Origin of the sequence: Tenacibaculum sp. Cn5-46, assembly GCF_022347705.1 — a bacterium.
Taxonomy (GTDB): Bacteria; Bacteroidota; Bacteroidia; order Flavobacteriales; family Flavobacteriaceae; genus Polaribacter; species Polaribacter aiptasiae.
Genome location: NZ_JAKRGD010000004.1, coordinates 155,307 through 180,543 on the forward strand (window position 1 = coordinate 155,307; position 25,237 = coordinate 180,543).

Here is a 25,237-nt window from a genome sequence, read left to right on the forward strand (position 1 = left end):
TTAAAACTTTATTTTTATGTTTTTTGAAGTTGTTGCTTTCCAAGTAACTGGTATTCTTAAAACTTTTGTTTTAGCATTCCAGTCTATTTTTTCTTTCTTTTTCCCTACTTTAATTCTTGTAGGCTTAGCATCAATATTGTGAATTATTAAATTAATTTCTTTTTCAGAAGTAGCATATTCTTTTCCTTTTTTTGAACTTAATTTAATCTCTAAACCTTTTTTGTTTGATTGACTTTCAAAAGTGATCAATTCAAATTTTCCTTTTTCAAAAGCTTTTACTGTTCTTCCATCATCATTATATAACTCTCTTTTACTTTTTTCTACTGAGGCATCATGATAATAATGAACATTTATTTTATTCTGATTGTACTCTTCTGTATTTTGAATTGTTTCTGTCATCGGAATAAAAGCCCCTGCTCTTACGTAGGTAGGTATTGATGTTTCTTTTACCTGTACTTTTTGTGCCTTACCTCCAGTAATTTTTTCATCTGTATAAAAGTCAAACCAAATATTGTTTTTTGGAAAATATACCTCTTGCTCTCTAATTTTGGATTTCATTATTGGTGTTACTAAAAAATCATTCCCCCATAAATAAGTGGTTGATTTCCCTTGTAAAACTTTGTTTTCTTTTTCTTCAAAAAACAGTGGTCTCATTAATGGTTTTCCATATTGGTTATTTTCAAAAACTAAGTGATAGTTATAAGGCAACAACTGATATCTTAATTCTATCGATTTTTTTGCTAATGCTTTTGTTTTTGGCTCTCTAAATACTGGTTCACTCGCTACTTCTTCTTGTGCGTGTGGTCTGTATATTGGCTGAAATACTCCATATTGTAACCACCTAGTATATAATTCGTCATTTAAGTTTGCTCCTGCAAAACCTCCTAAATCTGAATGCATATACCCTAAACCTTGCATTCCCATTTGTAATGCTATTTCTGGCTGACTATGTAATCCTCCCCAAGTTCTATTTACATCTCCAGACCATGGTACCATTCCAAATCGTTGTGATCCTGAATATCCTGCTCTCATTAATATAAATGGTCTTTCATTTGGATATTCTTTTTGGTAACCCTCAAAAATTAACCGTGCCCAATCATGTCCGTAAATATTATGTACTTCATCTGCACTTCCTGTTGCATGTTGTACCCAAGTTGGATGTACTTCTGGTTCTCCTAAATCTCCCCAAAAACCTTGTATTCCTAATGATTTTATATCTTTATAAATATTCCAAAACCATTCTTTTCCTTGTTTACTGTATATATCTACTATTCCTGTATTTCCAAAATAGAAATCGTAAGTAGCGGGATTCCCTATAGAATCTTTTGCTAATACATTTTTAGCTACAGCATCTTTCCATTTTTTTGATGTTGATATTATAAATGGCTCTGTTATTAAAACTGTTTTAACTCCTTCTTTTTTAAAATTTGAAACCATCTTTTTCATGTCTGGGAAAGAGTCTTTATAAACCTCTAAATTCCCCATTGTTCCTTGAATATCTTTACCAAACCAATATAAATCAAGGATTACTGCATCTACAGGTATTTTTTCTGACTTAAATTTCGCTATGGTATTTTCTGTTTCTTTTTGTGAATGATATCCAAATCGACTTGAAAAATTTCCTAGCGCCCAACGTGGTAACATTGGTTGTTTCCCCGTTAAATCGGTATAATTATCTATTAAATTCAACCAAGAATCTCCTGCAATTACCTGATAGGTTTTTCGTCCAGAAATAGTTTCATAAGTCAATGTATTATTTTTCTTACTATCTAAATCTAAATAACCAATTGGTGCATTATCAAAATGAATAGCATACAGATTCGAAGAGTACACTAATGGCATTGTATAGTTCATTAGTTTCGATTTCTCTTCATAACCATAATGCGCTCTATTATACAAACGTAAACGATTCCCTCTTCTATTCATTCCTAAGGCTCTAGCCCCTCCGCCATATAAAACTTCGTTTGGTTGTAAGTTAAATTGTAGCGTTTCAAAATCGTCATTTCTTTGATAACCATTTTTCTCTGAAACTAACTCTTTTCCTTTGTACCAATACGAAATATTAAATGGTCTTTTTTGAATGACTACAGAAACATCTTTTGTACTAAACTTTATTTTTTCTTTACCTTCTTTAAACTTAACATCTTTATATACTGAATTAATAACCACTGCATGTGATGCTTTTTTAGCTTCTTTTTGATCTTTAGGAACAAAGGTTGTTTCTACAATTTTAGAGTTTAAAAACTTAATCAAATAAGAACCATCAGAAACCTTTATTTTTAATTCATCTTTTACAAATTGTACAAAATCGAATTTTCTTTCTTCTATTTCATTTTTAAATAGCCATAGAATAGTTTCTTCAAAATTTGTTCTCCATAATTCTTCATTATGCTTTCCTTCTGGAACAACCTTTACTTTTATATTTTCTGATGGGAAGTTCTGTTCTTTAAGAACATCTACCATCAAATTCATATCTCTTACTGTCTTACTTATTTCATTAAAAGCTGTATTTCCACCTTCTTTTCCTCCTGCTAAAAAATACATTTTTGTATCTGATAGATTTCCTCGTTTCTTTGAAAACTCTACAACCTCTGGAGCAAACCAAAAAGAAGGAGAATACACTCCTATTTTACCAAATACTTTTGGATATTTTAATCCTGCATAGTGAGAGATTAATCCTCCCATAGAACTACCAATAATTCCTGTATTTGATTTATTCTTTAATGTTCTGTACTTGCTATCTATATATGGTTTTAATGTTTTTACAATAAATTCTAAGTAAGCCTCTCCTTCTCCTCCTCCATATCTATTATTCTTCCATGGTGAGTACTCATCTAATCGTTTAGAACCTCCATTGTCAATTCCTATAACTATAAGCTGTAAGTTTTTATCCTCATACAATTTATTTAACGCTTCATCAACTTCCCATTCTCCTGAGAAAGAGGTTTGTTTATCAAAAAGATTCTGTCCATCGTGCATATACACTACTGGATAAGATTTTTTCGATTTTGTATAACCTGGTGGTAAATACAGTCGAATTGTTCTTTTCCTATTTAATTCAGGAATTTCAAATTCTTCTGATATAACTGTTACGTTTTTAGAAGCTGTTGAACTTTTCTCTGAACTTGTTAAATGAGACCAACCGGCTATTTTGATTTTTAAAGTATCATTTGCTTTATTGAACTTATATGATCTATTATCTATACTTGTTCCATCAGCTGCCGACTCTGCAGTTTTCCAAGAACCTTGAGTAAACTTGAATAAAATGTTTTTTGATTGATGTGGAAGTGTTATGCTATAAACTCCCTCTTTATTGTCTAGTTGATATTCTTTTTTACCACCAGACCAACCTTCAAAATTTCCAGAAATGAATATTGGAGTATCTTTTGAAGTTCCACTTGGTAATTCATCTATTGTAATAGTTACCTGTGCTAATAAATTGTAACCTATAAATAAAAATAATATACTTAAAAGTTTTTTCACTTAGTTTTATTGTTTTGTAGTTAATAACAAGCTTCCTTTTTTATTTAAAAGAAGACTATCTTGCCATACAGTAGTTTTGTTTGTAATTATATTTTTAAACGCTTTTCCTTTAAGATTCATTTCTTTAAAGCGACTCAAGTCTAATATATAAGGTTTATCGTTCTTATTTAAAATCAGCACTACTACTTCATCTTCATATTTTCTAAATAAGACATATACTCCTTCTTTTGGAGCAAAATGCACTGTTTTTCCATCTTGAATTGCTTTACTCTTCTTACGATAAGTTAATAGTTTTGCAACAAAGCTTTGCATTTCTATTTGTTCTTTAGACAAACCGTTTTTTGTAAATGCATTTATTTTATCGCCTTCCCAGCCTCCTGGAAAATCTGTTCGAATTAATCCATGATCTCCTGGTTTAGCTGTATCGTCCATTAAAATCTCAGTTCCGTAATATACTTGTAATATTCTTGGTAAAACTGCATAAGTAGCTAATGCCATTTTTGTATTTACAACATCCTCTTTAAGCTGCGTGTAAATTCTACTTTTATCATGGTTATCTGGAAAAATTAAAATGTCTTTTGGTGTTTTATAGTGAAAGTCGTTGGCTAAACCTTCATATATTTTAACTAGTCCTTTATCCCATTTTTCTGGTTCATTTAAAGCATCTACAACATTTTTTTGCATTGCAAAATCCATGGTAGACTTTAAATTTGATTGATAACCATCTCTATTATTTTTTCCTTTCTGCCAATATCCTATTAACAATGGATTATAACTCCACTCTTCTCCTACAATTGAAAAATTCGGATATTCATTCATAATAGCATTTACCCAATTTGCCATAAACTTTTTATCAGGATAAGGGTAGGTATCTTGTCGAATTCCTCCTAAACCTAAGGTTTCTATCCACCAAATTGAATTTTGAATGATATAGGTAGCCATAAAAGGATTACGCTGGTTTAAATCTGGCATATCGGAAACAAACCAACCTTCAGTATTTTCTTTCGCATCTATTTCTGAAGCATATAAATCTTGATTTGTTGTTCTTTTATGATTTGAATGCTTTACAGTTTTCCATGACCAATTTTCTTTATTTTTTTCATAGTGTGATTGATAATTAACCCAATTATCAAAAGGTAAGTCTTTCATCCACCAATGCTCTAATCCACAATGATTAGCTACCTGATCCATTATTAATTTCATTCCTTTTTTAGACAATTCTGATGATAATTTTTTATAATCATCTAAAGTTCCAAATCGAGGATCTACTTTATAATAATCGGTCATAGCATAACCATGATAAGAAGCATTAGGCATATCATTTATTAAAACTGGAGTTGGCCAAATAGCCGTAAAACCTAAGTTTTCTATATAATCTAAATGATTTATAATTCCTTCTAAATCTCCTCCATGTCGTTTATAATCATCATTTCTATCGACATCTGTTTCTTTAAGATTTTGAAAACTATCATTCTTTGAGTTTCCATTTGCAAAACGATCGGGAGTTATTAAATAAATTGCATCTGAACTATTAAAACCGATATACTCATCTGCTGATTTTTTTCTTGGTTTTAATTCGTACGTATGTGTTTTTTTTGAGTTATCGTTTAAAGTAAAAACGATATCAAACTTTCCTGGTTTTGTGTTTTTATTAATCGTTAAATCGATGAATAAATAGTTGTTACTTTTTGCCTTATGAATCTTGTTTATAGTTATTCCTTTGTAAGAAATTGCAGGTTTTGAATTTCCTATATTTTCTTCTTTCACTAGTAACTGAAGTGTATCATTTGTAAAACCCACCCACCAGTTTGGAGGCTCTGCACGTTCTAAAAAAGTATTTGAAACAGCTACCTGAGTTTCTTTTATTTCACCTTCTTTTTTTTCAGAGTTACATGAAATAAAAACTAATAAAATAATATATAAACCTATTTTTTTCATAAGAATAAAACCTCACAGAAATTCATCTGTGAGGGATTAATTTTGATTACACAGTAATCATACTATTAGGGGATATTTTTATGCTTTTTGATTCGAATAAAACTTCTAATTCTTCAGTTCCTTCTAATTCAAATTCAGTCTTTTCGTGATTTACAGATACTTTTAATATTTGATTTCTAAAGTTAACTTTAAAAGAGTATCCATCCCATTGCTTAGGAATTTTTGGTTCAAATGAAAGTTTATTTTCTTTAATTCTCATTCCTCCAAAACCTTCAACAATACTCATCCAAGTTCCTGCCATTGAAGTAATATGTAACCCTTCTTCTACTTCTTTGTTATAGTCATCTAAATCTAAACGGGAAGTACGTAAATAGAATTCATATGCTTGATCCATTCTATCTAATTTAGCTGCTTGAATACTATGTACACAAGGCGACAATGAGCTTTCGTGAACTGTAAATGGCTCGTAAAAATCGAAGTGTTTCTCTAATTGTTCTTTTGAAAAATGATCTTCAAAGAAATAGAAACCTTGTAATATATCTGCTTGCTTAATATATGGTGATCTTAATATTCGATCCCAACTCCATTTTTGATTAATTGGTCTTTGCGACTTATCTAAATCTGCCACTGACACCAATTCTTTATCTAAAAATCCATCTTGTTGTAAGAATACGTCATGCTTTTCCGAATACGGGAAATACATATTTTCTGCTACTTTTTTCCAAGCTTCTAACTCTTCATTAGTTATTTGTGTTTTTTCTAAAATTCGCTCGTAATCTTTAGCATACTCCTTAGCTACTTTAGCAATGCTTTCTAAAGCATATTCTATACACCATTTGGCAGTATAATTTGTATACCAGTTATTGTTTACATTGTTTTCGTACTCATTTGGACCTGTTACTCCAAGAATTACATACTTATCTTTTGCAGTTGAGAATGTAGCTCTTTGCTGCCAAAAACGCGCAATTCCAATAAGTACTTCTAATCCTTTTTCTGGTATATATGAATAGTCTCCTGTATATCTGAAATAATTGTAAATAGCAAACGCTATAGCTCCATTTCTATGAATCTCTTCAAAAGTAATTTCCCACTCGTTATGACATTCTTCTCCATTCATTGTTACCATTGGATACAATGCAGCTCCATTGGTAAACCCAAGTTTTTCTGCATTTTCTATAGCTCTATCTAAATGATGGTAACGATATTCTAACAAGTTTCTTGCTACTTTTTCATCTTTTGTAGCCATGTAAAATGGTATACAATATGCTTCGGTATCCCAATAAGTACTTCCACCATATTTTTCTCCTGTAAATCCTTTAGGTCCTATATTCAATAAAGGATCAGTACCTAAATATGTTTGATTTAATTGAAAAATATTAAATCTAATTCCTTGTTGAGCTTTTACATCACCAGAGATTGTTATATCTGCAGTTTCCCAAATCTTTGCCCAAGAGTTTTTCTGTAGTTCTAGCAAGTCATTAAATCCTAATGACGTAGCTTTTATTAAAACTGATTTTGCAGCTAAAACTAACTCGCTTTTATCATGATTTCTATCAGCAGTGTATCCAGCAAACTTAAATATGGTATAGCTTTCTTTTTCCTTAACTTCTTTTGTATAATTAAAAGAAACTTTCTTTTCAGATTTTACTACTTCTGGCTGAATACTTAGTTGTTTTCCGTTCAATTCTAATTGAGACTCCATGAATGTACAAGTATGGAACTCAGTTTTCATTGTATGCGCCTCTATAAATGCTTGACTTCCTTCTGTTGATACATTTAAAGTATTCCAGAATTTCGCATCCCAGTTGGTATCTTCATTAGTAATTCCACTATCTAAATATGGCTCAAAACTAATTATGGCATCAGAATTTAAAGGAGTTATTGCATACTTAATAACACCTACTTCATCTAACTCTAAACTTAAAAAACGTTTTGCTTCTACAGAAATTTCTATTCCATTTTGTAAAGTCGCTTTGAAGGTTCTTGATAACCAACCTTCCTTCATATTCAACTCTCTTCTGAATTCTGTAACTTTTGAACAGGTATTTAAATCAACTTGTTCATCATTTACTTTTACGTTAATTCCTATCCAGTTTGGAGCATTTAAAACTTTTGCAAAATACTCTGGATAACCATTCTTCCACCATCCAACTCTTGTTTTATCTGGGTAATATACCCCTGCGATATAACTTCCTTGAAAAGTGTCTCCTGTATATGTTTCTTCAAAATTGGCGCGTTGCCCCATAGCCCCATTTCCAATACTGAAAAGGCTTTCTGATGATTTTACACGTTCTGCATTAAATCCCTCTTCTATAATACTCCATTCGTTGGATTTGATATAATCTTGATTCATTTTAAATCATTCTATTTTTTAAAACTCTACTTAAGTTTTATATTCTATTTCTCTATTAACTCTTTTAAAAAGGCGATGCTTATCTCAGTAAAATCACTAAAAACATAATCTGCTTCTTTTAAAACATCTTTATCTCCAATACCTATTGATATCATATTTGCATTGTTAGCAGCTTGAACTCCTGCTAAAGAATCTTCAAATACAATACAGTTTTGCGGAATCATTTCTAACGATTTCGCTGCGTTTAAAAACACTTCTGGATCTGGTTTTGCTTTTGATACATCATTACCATCAACAATAGCATTGAAGTCTGAAATTAAATTCACCTTTTTTAAAATTTGTCTAGCATTTTTACTTGCTGACCCCAGCGATATTGGCTGGTCTTCTTTTTTTAAGTAATTCAATACTTTAGGAACATCTGGCAAAATCTCACTTTCATCCATCTTGGCTATATAACTCAAATAATCATTATTTTTTTTTGCCATGAGTTCCATAAACTCGTCTTCTGGGATTGTTTTATTTCCCCAAGACAATATTTTTTCTAAAGATCTTACTCTACTTACTCCTTTTAATTGTTCGTTTTGAGTTTCGGTAAAATCTATTCCTATATCATTTGCTAATTTTTTCCAAGCTAGAAAATGATATTTTGCGGTGTCAACAATAACACCGTCTAAATCGAAAATAAATCCTTTCTTCATTTTTATTCTTCTACTGTTTGGTAAGTAATTGCTTTAGGGTTTGTTATTAAGAAGTTTGCTAAACCAGCTAATAGTAAACTTACCCCAGCTACTGTCATTGCATTAATAGCTTCTTCACCTAATAAACCAGAAATAAAATTAACTCCTCCTAAGGCAGCAACTATTTGAGGTATCACAATAAACATATTGAATATCCCCATAATTACTCCCATCTTTTTAGGATCAACGGAACTTGATAACATTGCATATGGCATTGACAAGATACTTCCCCAAGAAAATCCTATTAAAACAAACGAGATTGTTAAATATTCTGGCGATGGTATAAACTTCATCATTAAGAAACCTAATCCCCCAAGGATTAAAGAAACCATGTGAACATACTTTCTATTAATTCTTCTTTTTGATGTATATAACACTAATAATAATGCAAAAGCCATTGATGATAATCCATATGTCCCCATATATGACCCCACCAAGTTTGATGATTTTTGAAAAGCTGTATTTGCTACATTAAATGCTTCTGCTTGTGCTGCCACAGCCATATCATAGTTCGCTTTAATTGGTGCGGGCGTTTTAAATACGTGCTCTGTAAGAGCAGGGTTCGCCATACTCCACATAGTAAAAAAAGCAAACCAACTAAAGAATTGTATTACACCTAACCTTTTCATTGTTGAAGGCATGCTTCCTACATTATTTAAAATATCTGGAATAAATTGATTCTTCTTAGCTTTTTCTTTTTCAAAAGCTTCCATATCCTCTGGAGGATACTCTGAAGTAGTAAAAACTGTGTAAAGAATACTTACTAAGAAAACAAAAGCTCCAATTGCAAAGGCTACTTTTACCGACATTGGCACCACTCCTGAAGCAGCAGAATCACTTACTCCAAATTGTGAAACCATCCACGGTAAATTACTTGCTACCCAAGTTCCAATACCTATAATTAATGTTTGTACAACAAACCCATAAGAACGCTGAGATTCTGGTAACTTATCTGCTACTAAAGCTCTAAAAGGTTCCATAGACACATTAATTGACGCATCTAAAATCCATAGGAAACCAGCAGCAATCCATAAAGCTGGAGAATGCGGTACTAAAAATAATGCTAAGGAACTTAAAATAGCTCCTATTAAAAAATAAGGACGCCTTCTCCCCCATTTCACACTCCAAGTTCTATCACTTAGATATCCAATAATTGGTTGAACTAATAGTCCTGTTAATGGAGCAGCAATCCAAAGCATAGGAATGTCATCCTTAGCAGCACCAAGAGTTTGAAATATTCGAGACATAAAGCCTCCTTGTAAGGCAAAACCGAACTGAATCCCTAAGAAACCGAAACTCATGTTCCAAATTTCCCAGAAACTTAATTTACGCTTTTTCATTATCGTAATTAATTAGTTTATACTACGATAAGCGCTATGACTTATCTATTTATTTGTGGAATAAAAATTATTGATAAGTCTTTTTGTCGTGATAAAGATATAACTTAGATTGTTAACTATAAAAAAAAGTTACTATTACGATTTCGTAGATTCTCTAATCTTCAAGTTACTGGAAATCACTTTTGTTTGAAATCTTTTTTTATCATCTCCATTTTCTATTCTATCTATTAACATTTCCGCTGCTTGTTTCCCCATAGTAAACCCATGTTGAACTACTGTAGTAATAGATGGTGATGAATATTCTGATATTAAACCATCTGTAAATCCGACTATTGAAATATCCTCAGGAACTCTCAAACCTTTTTCTTTTGCTATTCGTATAGCGATAGCTGCATAAATTTCGTTTACAGCAAAGACAGCATCTACATCATGTACAAACAATTCTTTTATTTGAGTATAAATATCCTTTTCTTCATCTACCTCAATAATTAAATCCCTATCAATAACTTCTCCTCGCTCCTTTAATGCTTTTTCGTAACCTTGTTCTCTATGCAAACCTACTGTTACATGCTCAGGAGTTGTTACAATTGCTATTTTTTTACAACCTAAATCTAATAAATGTTTGGTTGCTTTATAACCAGCCCCTATATCATCTACTATTACCTTATCACAGTTTATAGATGAGTGTGTTCTATCAAACAATACTAAAGGAACTTCATTTTCTGTTAATCTTTTAAAATGAGAGAAAGTGTTATTCTCTAATGTTTCTTTTGCTATTGAAACTAATAAACCATCAACACTTCCATTAGTTAAAACATCTATGGTTTCTGCTTCTTTCTTCTCATTATTATTAGAAAAGCAAACCATGATATTATACCCCCTTTTATTCGCCTCGTCTTCAATACCTTTAATCACTGTTGAAAAAAAGTGATGTACAATTTTGGGTAAAATAATACCAATAACTTTTGTTTTCTGATTTCTTAATTGTAACGCTAAATTATTAGGTCTATAATTATAGTAATCAGCATATGCTTTTATACGATCTTTCGTCTCTTTACTAATTTCATAACTATCTCTTAATGCTTTAGAAACAGTTGAAACTGACACACCTAACTCTTTTGCTATTATCTTTATGGTAATTTTTGGCTTCATATTTTACAAAACTGATAAATTTTTCGGTTAATATTATCGATATGTTAAGTTAAAGTAAAAAAGTTATTAACACGAAAACGTTTTCGCAGCATTAATAGTACCTAGAAAGACATTTTAATGACTACCTTCACGGAGTGGAATTTAAATTATTGATTGCTTATTAATCAAATTTACAGTTATTATTTAATAATTTATACATGAAAAATTTAAAATTATTGTTCAGTGGAATTCTACTACTTTCCTCTATAACAATGTTTGCCCAACAAACTGTTACAGGTAAAGTTACAGAAAAAGACACGGGTGAACCTTTACCCGGTGTAAGTATTATCATAAAGGGGACAATTAAAGGTATTGATACCGACTTTAATGGTAATTATAGTATTCAAAATGTTAAACCTACAGATGTTCTAATCTACTCCTTTATAGGTTTAAAAACAAAAGAAGTCTTAGTAGGTAACCAAACAACAATCAATGTTTCTTTAGAAAACGACAACCAAAACTTAGATGAAGTTGTTGTTGTTGGTTATGGTACTACTACGGTAAAAGATGCTACAGGTTCTGTAGAAGCTATTACTGCTAAAGACTTTACAAAAGGTAATGTTGTAACTCCAGAAAATTTATTAAGTGGACGAGTTTCTGGTGTAGAAATCAAAACAAGTGGTGCTCCAGGTTCTGGTTCTCAAATTACCATTCGTGGAGGTTCTTCTATTACTGCTTCGAACTCTCCTTTAATAGTAATTGATGGATTACCTATTGAAGAAAATAGTGTAGCTGGTTCTCGTGGTGTTTTAGCAAATATAAACCCTAACGATATTGAATCATTCTCAGTATTAAAAGATGCTTCTGCTACCGCTATTTATGGTTCTCGTGCCTCTAATGGTGTAATCATTATTACAACTAAAAAAGGTAAGAGAGATTTCACTTTAGATTTAGATTATCAATTTACTTATGGTGAAATTAGAGATAGAATTAATGTTTTTTCAGCTGATGCCTTTAGAAGCTTAATTCAACAAAGAAGACCTCAAGATGCTGGTTTATTAGGTAGTGCTAATACTAATTGGCAAAATGAAATTTTTAGAACTACTGGTTCTTCATTAACAAACTTAACAGCTAAAGGTCAAATCTTCGGAGCTATCCCTACTAGGTTGTCTTTAGGGTTCGCAAGTCAGGAAGGTAACATACTAACTTCTAATTTTGATAGAAAAACTATATCGTTATCGATGAATCCTTCTTTATTAGATGATCACTTAAAAATTAACTTAAATTATAACAGAAACTTCGAAGACAGTAGGTTTGGTGATGCTGGTCAAATTGGTGCTGCATTACGTTATGATCCTACACAACCAGTATATGATGCTAGTTCTCCTTTTGGTGGTTTTTACCAACACAGAAACGGAAACTTAGTTTTAAACGGTACCCAAAACCCTGTTGCTGCATTATTATTAGCTAATAGTAGAGGTAAAGTATTTAGACACTTTGGAAACTTAAACCTTGATTATAAACTTCATTTCTTCCCTGACTTAAGAGCAGTTATTAATGTTGGTTTTGATAAAGCTGAAGGACAAACAACTTATACAAACCCATATGATATTGGAAATGCTGATGAAACATTACGTTTTGCTGGTATTAATTCTTCTGGATACTCTGAAAGAAGCAACCAATTATTAGATGGTTATTTAAATTATACTAAAAAATTAGAAAAAGTAAACTTAGATGTTACTGCTGGTTATTCTTATCAAAAATTCAAAAACTTTGGAGGTGACTCAGGAAATACATCAAACCCAGATTCTTTTGCTACTACTTTTGCTGATCCTAATGTTGTAAACATTGGTTTCTTTGGTAGAGTAAAAGTTGATTATTTAGATAAATATTTACTTACCTTAAACTATCGTAGAGATGGAACTTCACGTTTTAGTAGTGAAAATCGTTGGGGTGACTTTGGAGGAGCTGCTTTAGCTTGGAAGATAAGTGAAGAGGATTTCTTAAAAGATTCAGAAATATTATCTAACTTAAAATTAAGAGTTAGTTATGGTTTAACAGGACAACAAAACTTACCTGGGGTAAATGATGTTTATTTAAACAGATATCGTTTCGGAAACCAAAACTCTCAATTTCAATTTGCAAATAACGTTATTAAAGCAACTATTCCATCTGTTATCAACCCTAACTTAAAATGGGAAGAAACAGCTACTTTAGAATTTGGTATTGATTATGGATTATTTAACAATAGATTTGATGGTTCTTTAAATTACTTTAATAAAAAATCAACAGATTTATTATTTAACACAGGTTTACCTGACGGAATTAATTTTAGTAACCAAGTAATTCAAAATGTTGGTGATTTAGAAATTAACGGTATTGAATTCACTTTTAATGGAGATATTTTAAAAACAGAAGATATCAACTGGAACTTTACTTCTAATGCTACATATCTTGACAGAAAGATTACTGCTTTAGCTAATAACAGTGATATTAGAACTGGTGGTACTGCCGGTGGTACAGGAAATACTATTCAACTTTTAAGAGAAGGATTTGCACCAAACTCTTTCTATGTATTCAAACAATTATATAATAGTGCAGGAAAACCTATTGAAGGTTCTTATGCTGATTTAAATGGAGATGGTATTATAAATGACAATGATCGTTACTTAAAAGAGAACCCAGCAGCTGATTTAATTTTTGGTTTTCAATCAAACTTTAACTACAAGAACTTCGACTTATCTTTTAACTTAAGAGCTAATATTGGGAATTATGTTTATAACAATGTAAATTCAGCAAGAGCTCAGTACGCTTTATTACAAGATAACGCAGTTTTAGGAAATGTTCCTACTTCAGTTTTAGCAACTGACTTTGTAAATACATCGGATGTTTTAAACTCTGATATCTTTATAGAAAATGCATCATTCTTAAGAATGGATAATATTACTATTGGTTATACATTTAATAGACCTATTAAAAAGTTTTCTAAAAATAGTATTCGTATTTGGGCTGGAATGCAAAATGTATTTACCATTACAAATTATAGCGGTTTAGACCCTGAAGTATTTGGAGGAATTGATAATACTATTTATCCAAGACCAAGAAACTTCCTTATCGGTACTAATATTAAATTTTAATACTAAAAAAATGAAAAAATATATTCAATCAATAAAGTTCATAGCTTTCATAGCAAGTATAGCTTTGGTTGTTTCTTCGTGTACTAAAGATTTAAATATTACACCACAAGATGACCAAACTGTATTAAGTGAGGAGTTATTTAAAAATGAAAGTGCCTACAAAGAGGTTTTAGCAGGTGTTTATGCTAACTTATCTTTAACAGGTGTAGATGGTGCTGGAAGTTCAAACGTACAAGGTTTGGATGCAGGTACAAGTCAATACGGACGTGTATTAGTATACTTACAAACTTTATCTGCCGATCAAATGATTTGGTCATACGAAAACGATCCAGGTACTAGAGAAATTCAGCGTAACATATGGACTGCTCAAAATCCATTATTATATGGTTTCTTTGGTAGAGCTACAGTTTCAGTTTCTTTTGCAAACAACTTTTTAAGAGAAACAACTGATGCTAAATTAGATGCTAGAAACGTTTCTGCTGCTACTAGAGCTGATATTAAAACTTTTCGTGCAGAAGCTAGATTATTAAGAGCTTTATCTTACTATCATTTAATGGATTTATTTGGAAAAGCACCAATGGTAGTTGAAACAGATCCTGTTGTTAATTTTAATCCACCACAAGCAGATAGAGCTACTCTTTTTACTTTTATAGAAAGTGAATTAAACGCTATCGAAGCTGATTTAATGGATCCTATGGCAAATGAATATGGACGTGCTGATAAAGGTGTAGCATGGATGATATTAGCTAAAATGTACTTAAATGCAGAAGTATATGTTGCTCAAAATAGATATACTGAATGTTTAACGAACCTTAATAAATTAATTAACGGTGGTTATACCTTAGCTCCAAATTATCTGAACAATTTCATGGCAGATAATAATACAAATGCTGCTACAAATGAAATTATCTTCCCTTTAATTTCTGATGGTATTACGACACAAAACTATGGACCAACAACTGTTATGGTAAACGGAGAAGTTGGTAGTATTGAAGCAAACGGTGTTTCGTTAGGTGTTGGTGCCGGCGGATGGGGAGGTGCTTTAAGAGTAAGAAAGCAGTTCGCCGACTTATTTAACGGTGGTGTATTTAATAACGACACAAGAAATACATTAATTACAGCACAAAGAGATGTAAATATTAATGATATATCAGATCAAGACCAAGGATATATTATTGCTAAATATTCTAACCGTACTTCTACAGGAGTACAAGGTAGTAATCAAACGTTTGTTGATACAGATTTCCCTTTATTTAGATTAGCTGACGTATATTTAATGTATGCCGAAGCTGTATTGAGAGGTGGTACCGGTGGTACGAGTGCAGATGCTGTTAACTATGTTAATCAGTTAAGAACTCGTGCAAACAACCCACAGACAATTACAGATGCTGAGTTGACTTTAGATTTTATTTTAGATGAAAGAGCTCGTGAATTACACTGGGAAGCTCACAGAAGACAAGATTTAATTCGTTTTGGAAGATTTACAGGTGGAAACTACAATTGGGCATGGAAAGGAAATGCTAGTAATGGTATTTCAATCCCTAACCATATGAATGTATATCCAATTCCTAGCAATAGTTTAGCTTCAAATCCTAATTTAACTCAAAATACTGGGTACTAATATTTGAAAACATTAATTATGAAAAATAAATTTTTAAAACTAACAAGTTTAGTCATAGCAATAGTAACACTTAGTGTGTTTAATGCTTGTGATGATACTTCAGATATATTTACAGTATCCGATGGAACTGCATCGGTATTAGCCGATGTTAGTATTAATAAAATAACATTAGATCCTGTTAACACTACAACACCAGCGCTAACTTTAAATTGGTCTAATGCTGATTATGGACAACAAACGGCCATTAATTATGCTGTACAATTTTCTAGTGATGAAGCTTTTACTTCACCTGTAACAGCTACTACCTTAACTGGAAAAAACGATGTAACTTTTTCTATGGCTGAATTAAATTCTGCTGCAGGAAATGCAGGTTTAAATCCTTTTGAATGGAGTACTATTTATGTAAGAGTTGTTTCTTCATTAGGTACACAAAATGGAAATCCAGTGAATTCTAACACAATTAATTTAATGGTTTATCCATACTTTAACTATGTGTTTAACGACTATTATTTAGTTGGAAATGCAACTGCTGCAGACTGGAATAACAATAATAACAACCCTGCTTTATTCCGTAATCCTAACGATGAAAATGAATACACTTACACAGCTTATTTTGGAACAGGTGAATTTAAAGTTCTTGAAACAAAAGGTTTATGGCAACCTCAATGGGGTACTAATGATGGTGTATTAGCAGGTGGAGAATATTCAGGTACAATTGAAGTAAACCCTGGTGGAGGAACTGATCCAGGTACATTCCCTGCTAATAACAATGGTATAACAGCAGGTTTTTATACTTTAAAAATCAACTTTGCTAGTAAAACATATTCTTTCAAATCTTATGATGCAACTGGAAAAACTAGCCCTGCTTCATTAGCTTTACAAGGAACTGCTGTAGCTGCTTCTACTCCACTAACAGCATCTACTTTTGATGGACATATTTGGAATATTAACAATGTTCATTTAACACCTGGAAACTTAAAGTTTGTAACTGGAGCTGGAGCTTCTTGGGGAAGTAATACTTCATTTTCAGGAACTGCAACTGATGGAGGAGCAGATATTCCTGTAGTGGTTGAAGATGATTACGATGTATGGTTTAATGATTTAACAGGAGAATATATCCTTGTTCCATTAAACTTATAAAAAATAGATTTTAACATAATCACAAAAAAAATGAAATATTTACATAAATTAAGTCTGATATTAATAGCTTTCACGCTAATATTCAGCTCTTGTGATACAGAAGAAAGTTTAAATATTGTTACTCCAGAAGCTAAATTTGTATTAAACACTCCTGGAATTTCAAATGTGTTTTTAAATTTTTCTTTACCAGATAACCCTGCCTTTACTATTACCTGGATTGACGAAGTTACAGGAAGTTCAGAATACATGGTAGAAATGGCTTTAGAAGATACTTTTGCTAGTCCGGTACTTTTAGGAACTACAGATAAAGATAGTTTCACAATGACAGTATCTGAATTCAATACTGTTTTAAGTAACGCAAATATTAAATCATTTACAGAAACTGGTGTTTATATCAGATTAAAAGCAGGTAGTGAAACTTCTAATACTATTTTATTACAAGTATCAAAATTTGCTGTAAAAGTTCCTGTAATAACTAGTCCTGATAATACATTTACTAAAGTATTATCTGATACAGATCCTAGTTTAACTGCATTAACAATTAATTGGGACGATCCAGAAGCAGCTGATAATAGTAGTGTTAAAATTACTTATGAAGTAGAAATGGCACTAGGAGGAACTAATTTTGCTACTGTTAGTAATATTGGATCAACAGAAAATAAGTCTTTTGAAATTTCTCACGAAGCTTTAAATGATGCGGTAATCGCTGCTGGAGGTGTTGCTAATACTGCTGCAAACTTTGATTTTAGAATTAAAGCAGTTGCAAAAACAGCTTCAGGAGATTTATTTAGAACATCTGAAATGATTACTATTTCATTAACTCCATACAAAGGTGCAGTGCCAGATAACTTATTCATGGTAGGTTCTCATAATGGATGGAATAATGCAGATGCTACGCAACAATTTTATAATGATGGAAACGGTGTATTCTCAAGAGTACAAATGTTCAATGCAAATGATGAATTTAAAATGTTACCAACTTCAGGATCTTGGGATGGAGACTGGGGAGAAGATCCAACTAATGCTGGTAAAATAGTACAAGATGGTGAACAAAACATTAAAGTTACTAATGCAGGAAACTATATCGTAATTATCGACTTTAACACATTAAGCTTTAAGCTTTCTAAAATAGATAACTTATACATGGTTGGAGCTCATAATGGATGGAATAATGCAGATGCTACACAGCAATTCAACACTTCTGGAAATGGAGTATTCACAAGAATTCAAACTTTCTCTGCAGGTGATGAATTTAAAATGTTACCAACTTCAGGATCTTGGGATGGTGATTGGGGAGAAAATAAAAACTCTTCAGGAAAAATTATCCAAGACGATGAACAAAACATAAAAGTAGCTGACGCTGGTACTTATATGGTAACTGTAGATTTCAATGACTTATCATATTCATTAGTAACTGTTCCTGCTGCATTACATTTAGTAGGATCAATTAATGGATGGGATAACACCACTGCTGCTCCATTCACAAAAGTTTCAGAAGGAGTATTTGAGATTAATCAAGTATTAACTGCTACTGATGAATTTAAGTTTTTACCAATGCAAGGATCTTGGAATAACGATTGGGGTGAAAGCTCTAAATATCCAGGAATGATTGTTAGAGATGGTGAAAGCAATGTTAAATCACCAGGAAACGGTACATATAAAATTACTGTAGATTTTAACAAAGGTACAGTAACTGTTGAATAATTTTTTGAAAAGGCTGGTTTACAAACTAAACCAGCCTTTTCTTTTTCTACCAAATTACAATGAAAAAAATCCTACTATCCCTTTTTACATTTATAGCATCAATAAATTTGTTTTCTCAACAACAAAACATTGATTTTGCTATAAATCCAAATACGTTTAATGAAACAGATGATATAACAATTACTTTTTCAAATATAAATCCTGCAACATGGGGTGTTACTGATTTATATTTATGGAGCTGGTCATACGATACAAATGATTTAAATTCAATGGATGCTCCAAATAATGGTACTTGGACAAACTCTAATGAAGCTCAAAAACTAACAAACAATAACAACGGAACATATTCAATTACATTAAAACCAACTACATTTTACAACAGAACTGGTATTGGTAAAATAGGTTTTCTAGTAAAAGCAAAAGATGGTTCTGGAGATAAAAAATCGCAAGATATGTATGCTGAAGTTGGTGCTGCAATACCAGACCCAACTGTAACTGAAGCAACATTACCTAGTGGAATGAAAGATGGGTTAAACTTAGACCCTAATGACAATACAAAAGCTACTTTTGTACTATATGCACCGCAAAAAAAGTTTGTAAATCTTATTGGTAGCTTTAATAATTGGCAAAGAGACGATGTAAACTACCTATTAAAAAAAGACAGTGCTAAAGACCGTTTTTGGATTGAAGTAACAAACTTAACTCCTCAAACAAATATCACCTATCAATATTTAGTAGATGGTGATTTAAGAATAGCTGACCCCTACTCTACCACAATATTAGATCAGAATAATGATTCTGGTATAAATGCTACAAGTTATCCGAATTTACCAGCATATCCAACAGGAAAAACAGAACATGCTGTATCCTTATTCAAAACAGGAGAAGCTGCTTATAATTGGCAAATTACCAACTTTACAAAACCAGCTAGAACAGATTTAGTAATCTACGAACTATTAATAAGAGATTTTGATCAATTACATAGTTTTGATGCTGTAAAAAACCGTTTAGATTACATCCAAAATTTAGGAGTTAATGCAATCGAATTAATGCCTGTTAGTGAATTTGATGGAAATGAATCATGGGGATATAATCCTTCTTTTCATATGGCATTGGATAAATACTATGGAACAAAAGAAGCGTTTAAGCAATTTATCGACGAATGTCATAAACGTGGAATTGCTGTTATTTTAGATGTGGTTTATAACCATGCTACAGGGCAAAATCCATATTTCAGAATGTGGAATACAAGTAATGGTGGTTACGGAGGTCAACCAGCAGCAGATAGTCCTTTCTTTAATGTTTCTGCAAAACATTCATTCAATGTTTTCAATGACTTTAATCATAGCAAACAAGCTACAAAAGATTATGTAAAAAGAACCTCTCAATACTGGATTGACGAATTTAAAATTGATGGATTCCGTTGGGATTTAACCAAAGGTTTTACTCAAAATTGTTCAGATGGCAACGATTCTTGTACAAATGCATATCAAGCAGACAGAGTTGCTGTTTTAAAAGAATATGCCGATTACCAATGGGAAAAAGATACTGATTTCTATGTTATTTTCGAACATTTAGGAACAAATCAAGAAGAAACCGAATGGGTTAATTATCGTTTAAACGAAGGAAAAGGTATTATGTTTTGGAGCAATTTAAATCATCAATATAATGAAGCTACATTAGGATATCATGATAGTGGAAAATCAGATTTTTCTTGGATAGATTATCGCAAAAGAAACTGGACTACTCCTGCTAACATTTCTTATATGGAAAGTCATGATGAGGAACGCTTAATGTATAAAAACTTACAGTTTGGTAATTCAAATGGAAGTTATAGTGTTAAAAATTTAGCAACAGCATTAGAAAGAATGAAATTAGCTGGTGCGTTTTATTTTACCATACCAGGTCCTAAAATGATTTGGCAATTTGGTGAATTAGGTTATGATATAAGTATTGAAGAAAATGGTAGAACTGGTAATAAACCTATTCTTTGGAATTATGAAAACGAGACTAATAGAAAAGCTATTTATGATACTTGGAAAGATTTAATCAAATTAAAAAATGGAGAACCTATTTTTAAAACTGAAGATTTTACTTTAAATGTTTCTGAAACTACAGGTTTAAAAACTATCCATTTAACACATAGTTCTGCTACAGGTAATGAAGTTAAATATGTTACTATCATTGGTAATTTTGGAGTTACAACACAATCAATAAATCCAAAATTTCAAGAAACTGGTGATTGGTATGAGTTTTTAAATAACAACTTAAAAACAACTATTACTGATGTTAATGGATTAATTTCACTGGCGCCAGGAGAATTTAAAATCTTTGGTAATAATCCTTCTAATTTATTTGCAAATAATGATACTGATGGTGATGGGGTTTTAAATAGTGATGATAACTGTCCAAATACTCCTGCAGGAGCTAAAGTAGATGTTTTTGGGTGTGAAATATTTACCTTACCTGCAAACAACTTTTCTTTACAAGTTTTAAGTGAAACTTGTAGAACTAGTAACAATGGTAGTATTATAATTTCTGCTCAAAAAAATTTAAACTACACAGCAACGCTTACTGGTAATTCAGTTTCTTTAACTAAAACATTCACTACAACACATACTTTTGAAAATCTTTCAGCTGCAACTTATGAAGTTTGCATTACTGTAGATGGGCAACCTAATTATAAGATATGTTTTAATTCAGTTATTACAGAGCCAGAAGATATTACGGTGGTTTCTAAAATTGCAAAAGAAAATAAAACAGTAGAGCTTAAATTAGACGGTAGTAAAAACTATAATATTACGCTAAATGATGAAACTTATAAAACATCAAACTCGTTTATAGAATTACCTCTTTTACAAGGAAAGAATACATTAAAAGTTGTGGGGAATAAAGATTGTCAAGGAATTTTTGAAAAAACAATTTATTTAGGTGAAGAAATTAGCACTTTCCCTAACCCATCAACTACTCATATTAATGTTTATTTAGGTACTTTAAAAGAAAAAGCATCAATAGATATATATGCGTTGAATGGAAGTTTAATTTATCAAACATCAGCAAATTCTGAAACAAAAAGAATCGATGTTTCGGATTTAGCTAAAGGAATGTACATCTTATATGTAACAAAAAACAATGAAAGTAAATCGTTTAAAATAATTAAAGAATAATGACTTTTCGTAATATATATTTTATCCTTTTTTCAGGTTTAATTTTAACTTCTTGTGGAGGTGGTAGTAGTGCGGAAGATATTCCACCAGCTGCTCCAACTAAAGCTACATTAGTTTTTCCTGAACAAAATTCTGAATGCAACGAAGGAACTATTATTAGTGATACTAAAAGTTCAGTAACGTTTAATTGGTCTGATGCGACAAACACAACTAATTATGAAATTTTTGTAAAAAACTTAGACACTGACGTTACTTCTACTTATACAAGTAGCGATTCCGAGAAAATTATCACTATTAACAGAGGAACTCCATACTCTTGGTATGTAGTTTCAAAAAATTCAGGTACACAGATAGCACAAAGTGATACGTGGAAGTTTTATAATGCAGGTCAACCTGTTTCATCACACGCTCCTTTTCCAGCCGATTTAGTTAGTCCTGCTATGGGAGCTAACTTATCTAATAGTACGACCTCAGTAAATTTAAAATGGACAGGTAGTGATGTTGACAATGATATCAGTAAATACACAATTCAATTAAATACAACAAGCCCCCCTACTAGTTCTATAGGTACAGTAACGACAACTTCGTTAGACACCAATGTAAGCTCTAATACGACATATTATTGGAGAGTAATAACTGAAGATTCTAAAGGTAATACATCAACCTCAGAAATATTTCAGTTTAAAGTTAACTAGAAAAAAAAGGCATTTACTAAGTAAATGCCTTTTTTATTTCCTCTCTTTAGTGGTAAACACTAGCCCTAACCTATTATTTTTCAAAAAATTAAAAAAGAATAGCATTAATTCAAAAAAAAGTATACATTTGAATCGATGTTAAACAACAAAGGAAATATTAATTCTTTACCAGTCGTAAACTTTACGACTTCTTTTGTTGGTACTACTACAATTACTACTATCATTACGGGTACCCTTTAGGGGGTTCATTTTTTACATATCATCTTAGGCTATAGTTATATTTTTGAAAGACTCAAAAACAGATAACTCACTCAAAATCAATTTATAATTTCACACATTAAACAATGAAAGTTTTAAAATTTGGTGGATCATCAGTTGCCAATCATAAAAACATCAAAAAGGTTTTACATATTGTAAAACAAGTATCTAAACGCGAAAAAGTTGCGGTTATAGTCTCTGCTTTCGGAAAAACAACCGATAAATTATTAGCAACAGCACAAGTAGCTTTAAAAGATAATAGTAACGTTAATCAATCAATTATAGAATTAGAAGAGTTACATTTTTCTGTAATTGAAGAATTAATTTCTGAAGAAAAACAACCTAAAGTAATTCAAGAAGTTCAGTTTTTATTTAACAGATTGAAAGCTATTTATGAAGGTATTTTTCTCTTACAAGAGCTTTCTCCTAAAACTCTAGCTAAAGTAGCTAGTTTTGGTGAAAGACTGTCATCTTATATTATTGCCAATGCTGCAAAGGAATTAATAAATGCAACACATAAAGATAGTAGAGAACTTATAATTACAAATAGTGATTCTTTAAATGCTCAGGTAAATTTTGAACTAACTAATAAAAACTGTAGTAGCTTTTTTAAAGAAAATTCTTTTGATGCAGTTATCTTAGGTGGTTTTATAGCTTCCAATGTAAAAAATGAAACAACAACTCTAGGACGTGGTGGTTCTGATTATTCTGCAGCCATTTATGCAGCTGCTCTTAATGCTAATGAACTTCAAATTTGGACAGATGTTAGTGGAATGTATTCAGCAAATCCTAGCATAGTAAAACAAGCATTTCCTATTACTCAAATTTCATATGAAGAAGCAATGGAATTATCGCATTTTGGAGCTAAAGTCTTGTATCCTCCAACTATTCAACCAGTATTAGAAAAAGAAATTCCTATTCGAATCAAAAATACATTTGATCCAGAAAATGAAGGAACTCTAATTTCAAAAGAATCTACCAATCATAAGCCTGTAAAAGGAATTACGCATATAGAAAATATAAACCTCTTAACTCTTGAAGGAAGTGGCATGATTGGTATTCCTGGTTTTTCAAAGCGAATGTTCGAAACATTATCACAACAAAATATCAATGTAGTATTTATAACACAAGCTTCTTCTGAGCATTCTATTTGTATTGGAATTTACGAAGAAGACGCTTCACTAGCGAAAGAATCATTAAATGAAGCTTTTTCTTTTGAAATTCAACAGCATAAACTTAATCCAGTTTTGGTTGAAAACAACCTTGCTATTATAGCTTTAGTAGGTGATAAAATGAAAAATCACCAAGGTTTGAGTGGACAAATGTTTAGTGCTTTAGGAAAAAATAATGTAAACGTAAGAGCGATTGCACAAGGAGCTTCAGAAAAAAATATTTCGGCTGTTATAAATAGTTCAGATGCAAAAAAAGCGCTGAATACATTACATGAACAGTTTTTTGAAGAAAAAGTAAAACAATTAAATCTGTTTGTTACTGGTGTTGGAAATGTAGGTGAACGGTTTTTAGCACAGGTTTACCAACAAAAAGAGTTTTTAAAAGAAAACTTAAAATTAAACATTCGTGTAATTGGAGTTTCTAACTCTAGAAAAATGGTATTTCATGAAGAAGGTATCGATTTATCGAATTGGAAAGAACAGTTAAAAAATGGCGAAGAAAGCTCGATACAGTCATTTTTTGAACGTTCAAAATCTTTCAATCTTCGTAATTCTGTTTTTGTTGATAACACCGCCAATCAATCGGTTTCTGAAGTTTACGAAAACTACCTACGTAATAATATTGCAGTAGTTACTTGCAATAAAATAGCTTGTGCTTCAGATTTAGAAAATTATAAAAAACTAAAGAAAGTTTCTAATAAGTATAATGCTCCATTTTTATTTGAAACTAATGTTGGTGCTGGACTACCAATTATAGATACTTTAAAAAATTTAATCGCTTCTGGAGATAGAGTTCATAAAATACAAGCTGTTTTATCTGGAACTTTAAATTTTGTATTCAATAATTTTAATAACAAGAATACTTTTCATGATGTTGTTGCTGATGCACAAGCACAGGGCTATACTGAACCAGACCCGAAAATTGATTTAAGTGGAATTGATGTTGCTAGAAAAATATTGATTTTAGCTCGTGAAAGTGGTTTTAACTTAGAATTATCAGACATTAAAAACAATGCATTTTTACCTGAAAAAAGTTTAAAAACAACCAATAATGATGAATTTTACGTTAGTTTAACTGAATATGAAGCTCATTTTCAAAAAATATTCAAAGAAGCTAGCGATCAAGATTGTCGTTTAAAATATGTAGCTGAATTCGAAAATGGTAAGGCTAATGTTGGTTTACAGCATATTCCTTCTGACCATCCTTTTTACAATTTAGAAGGTAGCGATAATATTGTGTTATTCTTTACAGATAGATATCCTGTAAATCCATTGCAAATAAAAGGTGCTGGTGCAGGTGCAGATGTAACTGCTTCAGGAATTTTTGCTGACGTTATTAGAATAGCTAATAATTAAATTTG

Annotated in this window: 13 protein-coding genes; 7 read left to right on the plus strand and 6 right to left on the minus strand. The window is 31.3% G+C overall.

What is annotated here, in order from left to right; translation table 11 throughout:
- The 6 genes from MHN29_RS09725 to MHN29_RS09750 form a co-directional block, all read right to left on the minus strand.
- Window positions 1-3,483: a TIM-barrel domain-containing protein gene (locus MHN29_RS09725; RefSeq protein WP_235274793.1), complete on the minus strand. Its 3,483-nt coding sequence runs from the start codon at window positions 3,481-3,483 to the stop codon at window positions 1-3.
- Window positions 3,484-3,489: 6 nt separating this feature from the next.
- Window positions 3,490-5,421: a glycoside hydrolase family 13 protein gene (locus MHN29_RS09730; RefSeq protein ID WP_235274792.1), complete on the minus strand. Its 1,932-nt coding sequence runs from the start codon at window positions 5,419-5,421 to the stop codon at window positions 3,490-3,492.
- Window positions 5,422-5,467: 46 nt separating this feature from the next.
- A complete protein-coding gene (locus tag MHN29_RS09735; protein ID WP_235274791.1) occupies window positions 5,468-7,774 on the minus strand; it encodes a glycoside hydrolase family 65 protein in 2,307 nt (768 codons plus the stop codon).
- Between the two features lie 44 nt (window positions 7,775-7,818).
- Entirely contained in the window at window positions 7,819-8,472 is a 654-nt protein-coding gene (gene pgmB / locus MHN29_RS09740) for a beta-phosphoglucomutase (protein ID WP_235274790.1), read from the minus strand.
- Window positions 8,473-8,474: 2 nt separating this feature from the next.
- Window positions 8,475-9,851, minus strand: a complete 1,377-nt coding sequence (locus MHN29_RS09745) for an MFS transporter (protein ID WP_235274789.1) — start codon at window positions 9,849-9,851, stop codon at window positions 8,475-8,477.
- Between the two features lie 135 nt (window positions 9,852-9,986).
- Window positions 9,987-11,003 (minus strand): LacI family DNA-binding transcriptional regulator, encoded by a 1,017-nt coding sequence (locus MHN29_RS09750; RefSeq protein WP_235274788.1) that lies wholly within the window; start codon window positions 11,001-11,003, stop codon window positions 9,987-9,989.
- 197 nt (window positions 11,004-11,200) lie between these two features.
- Between MHN29_RS09750 and MHN29_RS09755 the strand changes: the two genes are divergently transcribed.
- The 7 genes from MHN29_RS09755 to thrA all read left to right on the plus strand — a co-directional run bounded on the left by MHN29_RS09755 (window position 11,201) and on the right by thrA (window position 25,232).
- Window positions 11,201-14,119, plus strand: coding sequence for a SusC/RagA family TonB-linked outer membrane protein (locus tag MHN29_RS09755; RefSeq protein WP_235274787.1), 2,919 nt, complete (start codon window positions 11,201-11,203; stop codon window positions 14,117-14,119).
- 10 nt (window positions 14,120-14,129) lie between these two features.
- Window positions 14,130-15,740, plus strand: a complete 1,611-nt coding sequence (locus tag MHN29_RS09760) for a RagB/SusD family nutrient uptake outer membrane protein (RefSeq protein ID WP_235274786.1) — start codon at window positions 14,130-14,132, stop codon at window positions 15,738-15,740.
- Window positions 15,741-15,758: 18 nt separating this feature from the next.
- Window positions 15,759-16,880 carry a SusE domain-containing protein gene (locus MHN29_RS09765; protein ID WP_235274785.1) on the plus strand — a complete coding sequence of 374 codons (1,122 nt, stop codon included), beginning with the start codon at window positions 15,759-15,761 and terminating at the stop codon, window positions 16,878-16,880.
- A gap of 30 nt (window positions 16,881-16,910) precedes the next feature.
- Window positions 16,911-18,584 carry a SusE domain-containing protein gene (locus MHN29_RS09770; protein WP_235274784.1) on the plus strand — a complete coding sequence of 558 codons (1,674 nt, stop codon included), beginning with the start codon at window positions 16,911-16,913 and terminating at the stop codon, window positions 18,582-18,584.
- A gap of 59 nt (window positions 18,585-18,643) precedes the next feature.
- Window positions 18,644-21,751 (plus strand): alpha-amylase family glycosyl hydrolase, encoded by a 3,108-nt coding sequence (locus MHN29_RS09775; RefSeq protein ID WP_235274783.1) that lies wholly within the window; start codon window positions 18,644-18,646, stop codon window positions 21,749-21,751.
- Window positions 21,751-22,446 carry a hypothetical protein gene (locus tag MHN29_RS09780; RefSeq protein WP_235274782.1) on the plus strand — a complete coding sequence of 232 codons (696 nt, stop codon included), beginning with the start codon at window positions 21,751-21,753 and terminating at the stop codon, window positions 22,444-22,446. The genes MHN29_RS09775 and MHN29_RS09780 overlap by 1 nt, the downstream gene beginning before the upstream one ends.
- 344 nt (window positions 22,447-22,790) lie before the next feature.
- Window positions 22,791-25,232 carry a bifunctional aspartate kinase/homoserine dehydrogenase I gene (gene thrA, locus MHN29_RS09785; protein ID WP_235274781.1) on the plus strand — a complete coding sequence of 814 codons (2,442 nt, stop codon included), beginning with the start codon at window positions 22,791-22,793 and terminating at the stop codon, window positions 25,230-25,232.
- Window positions 25,233-25,237: the final 5 nt, after the last annotated feature.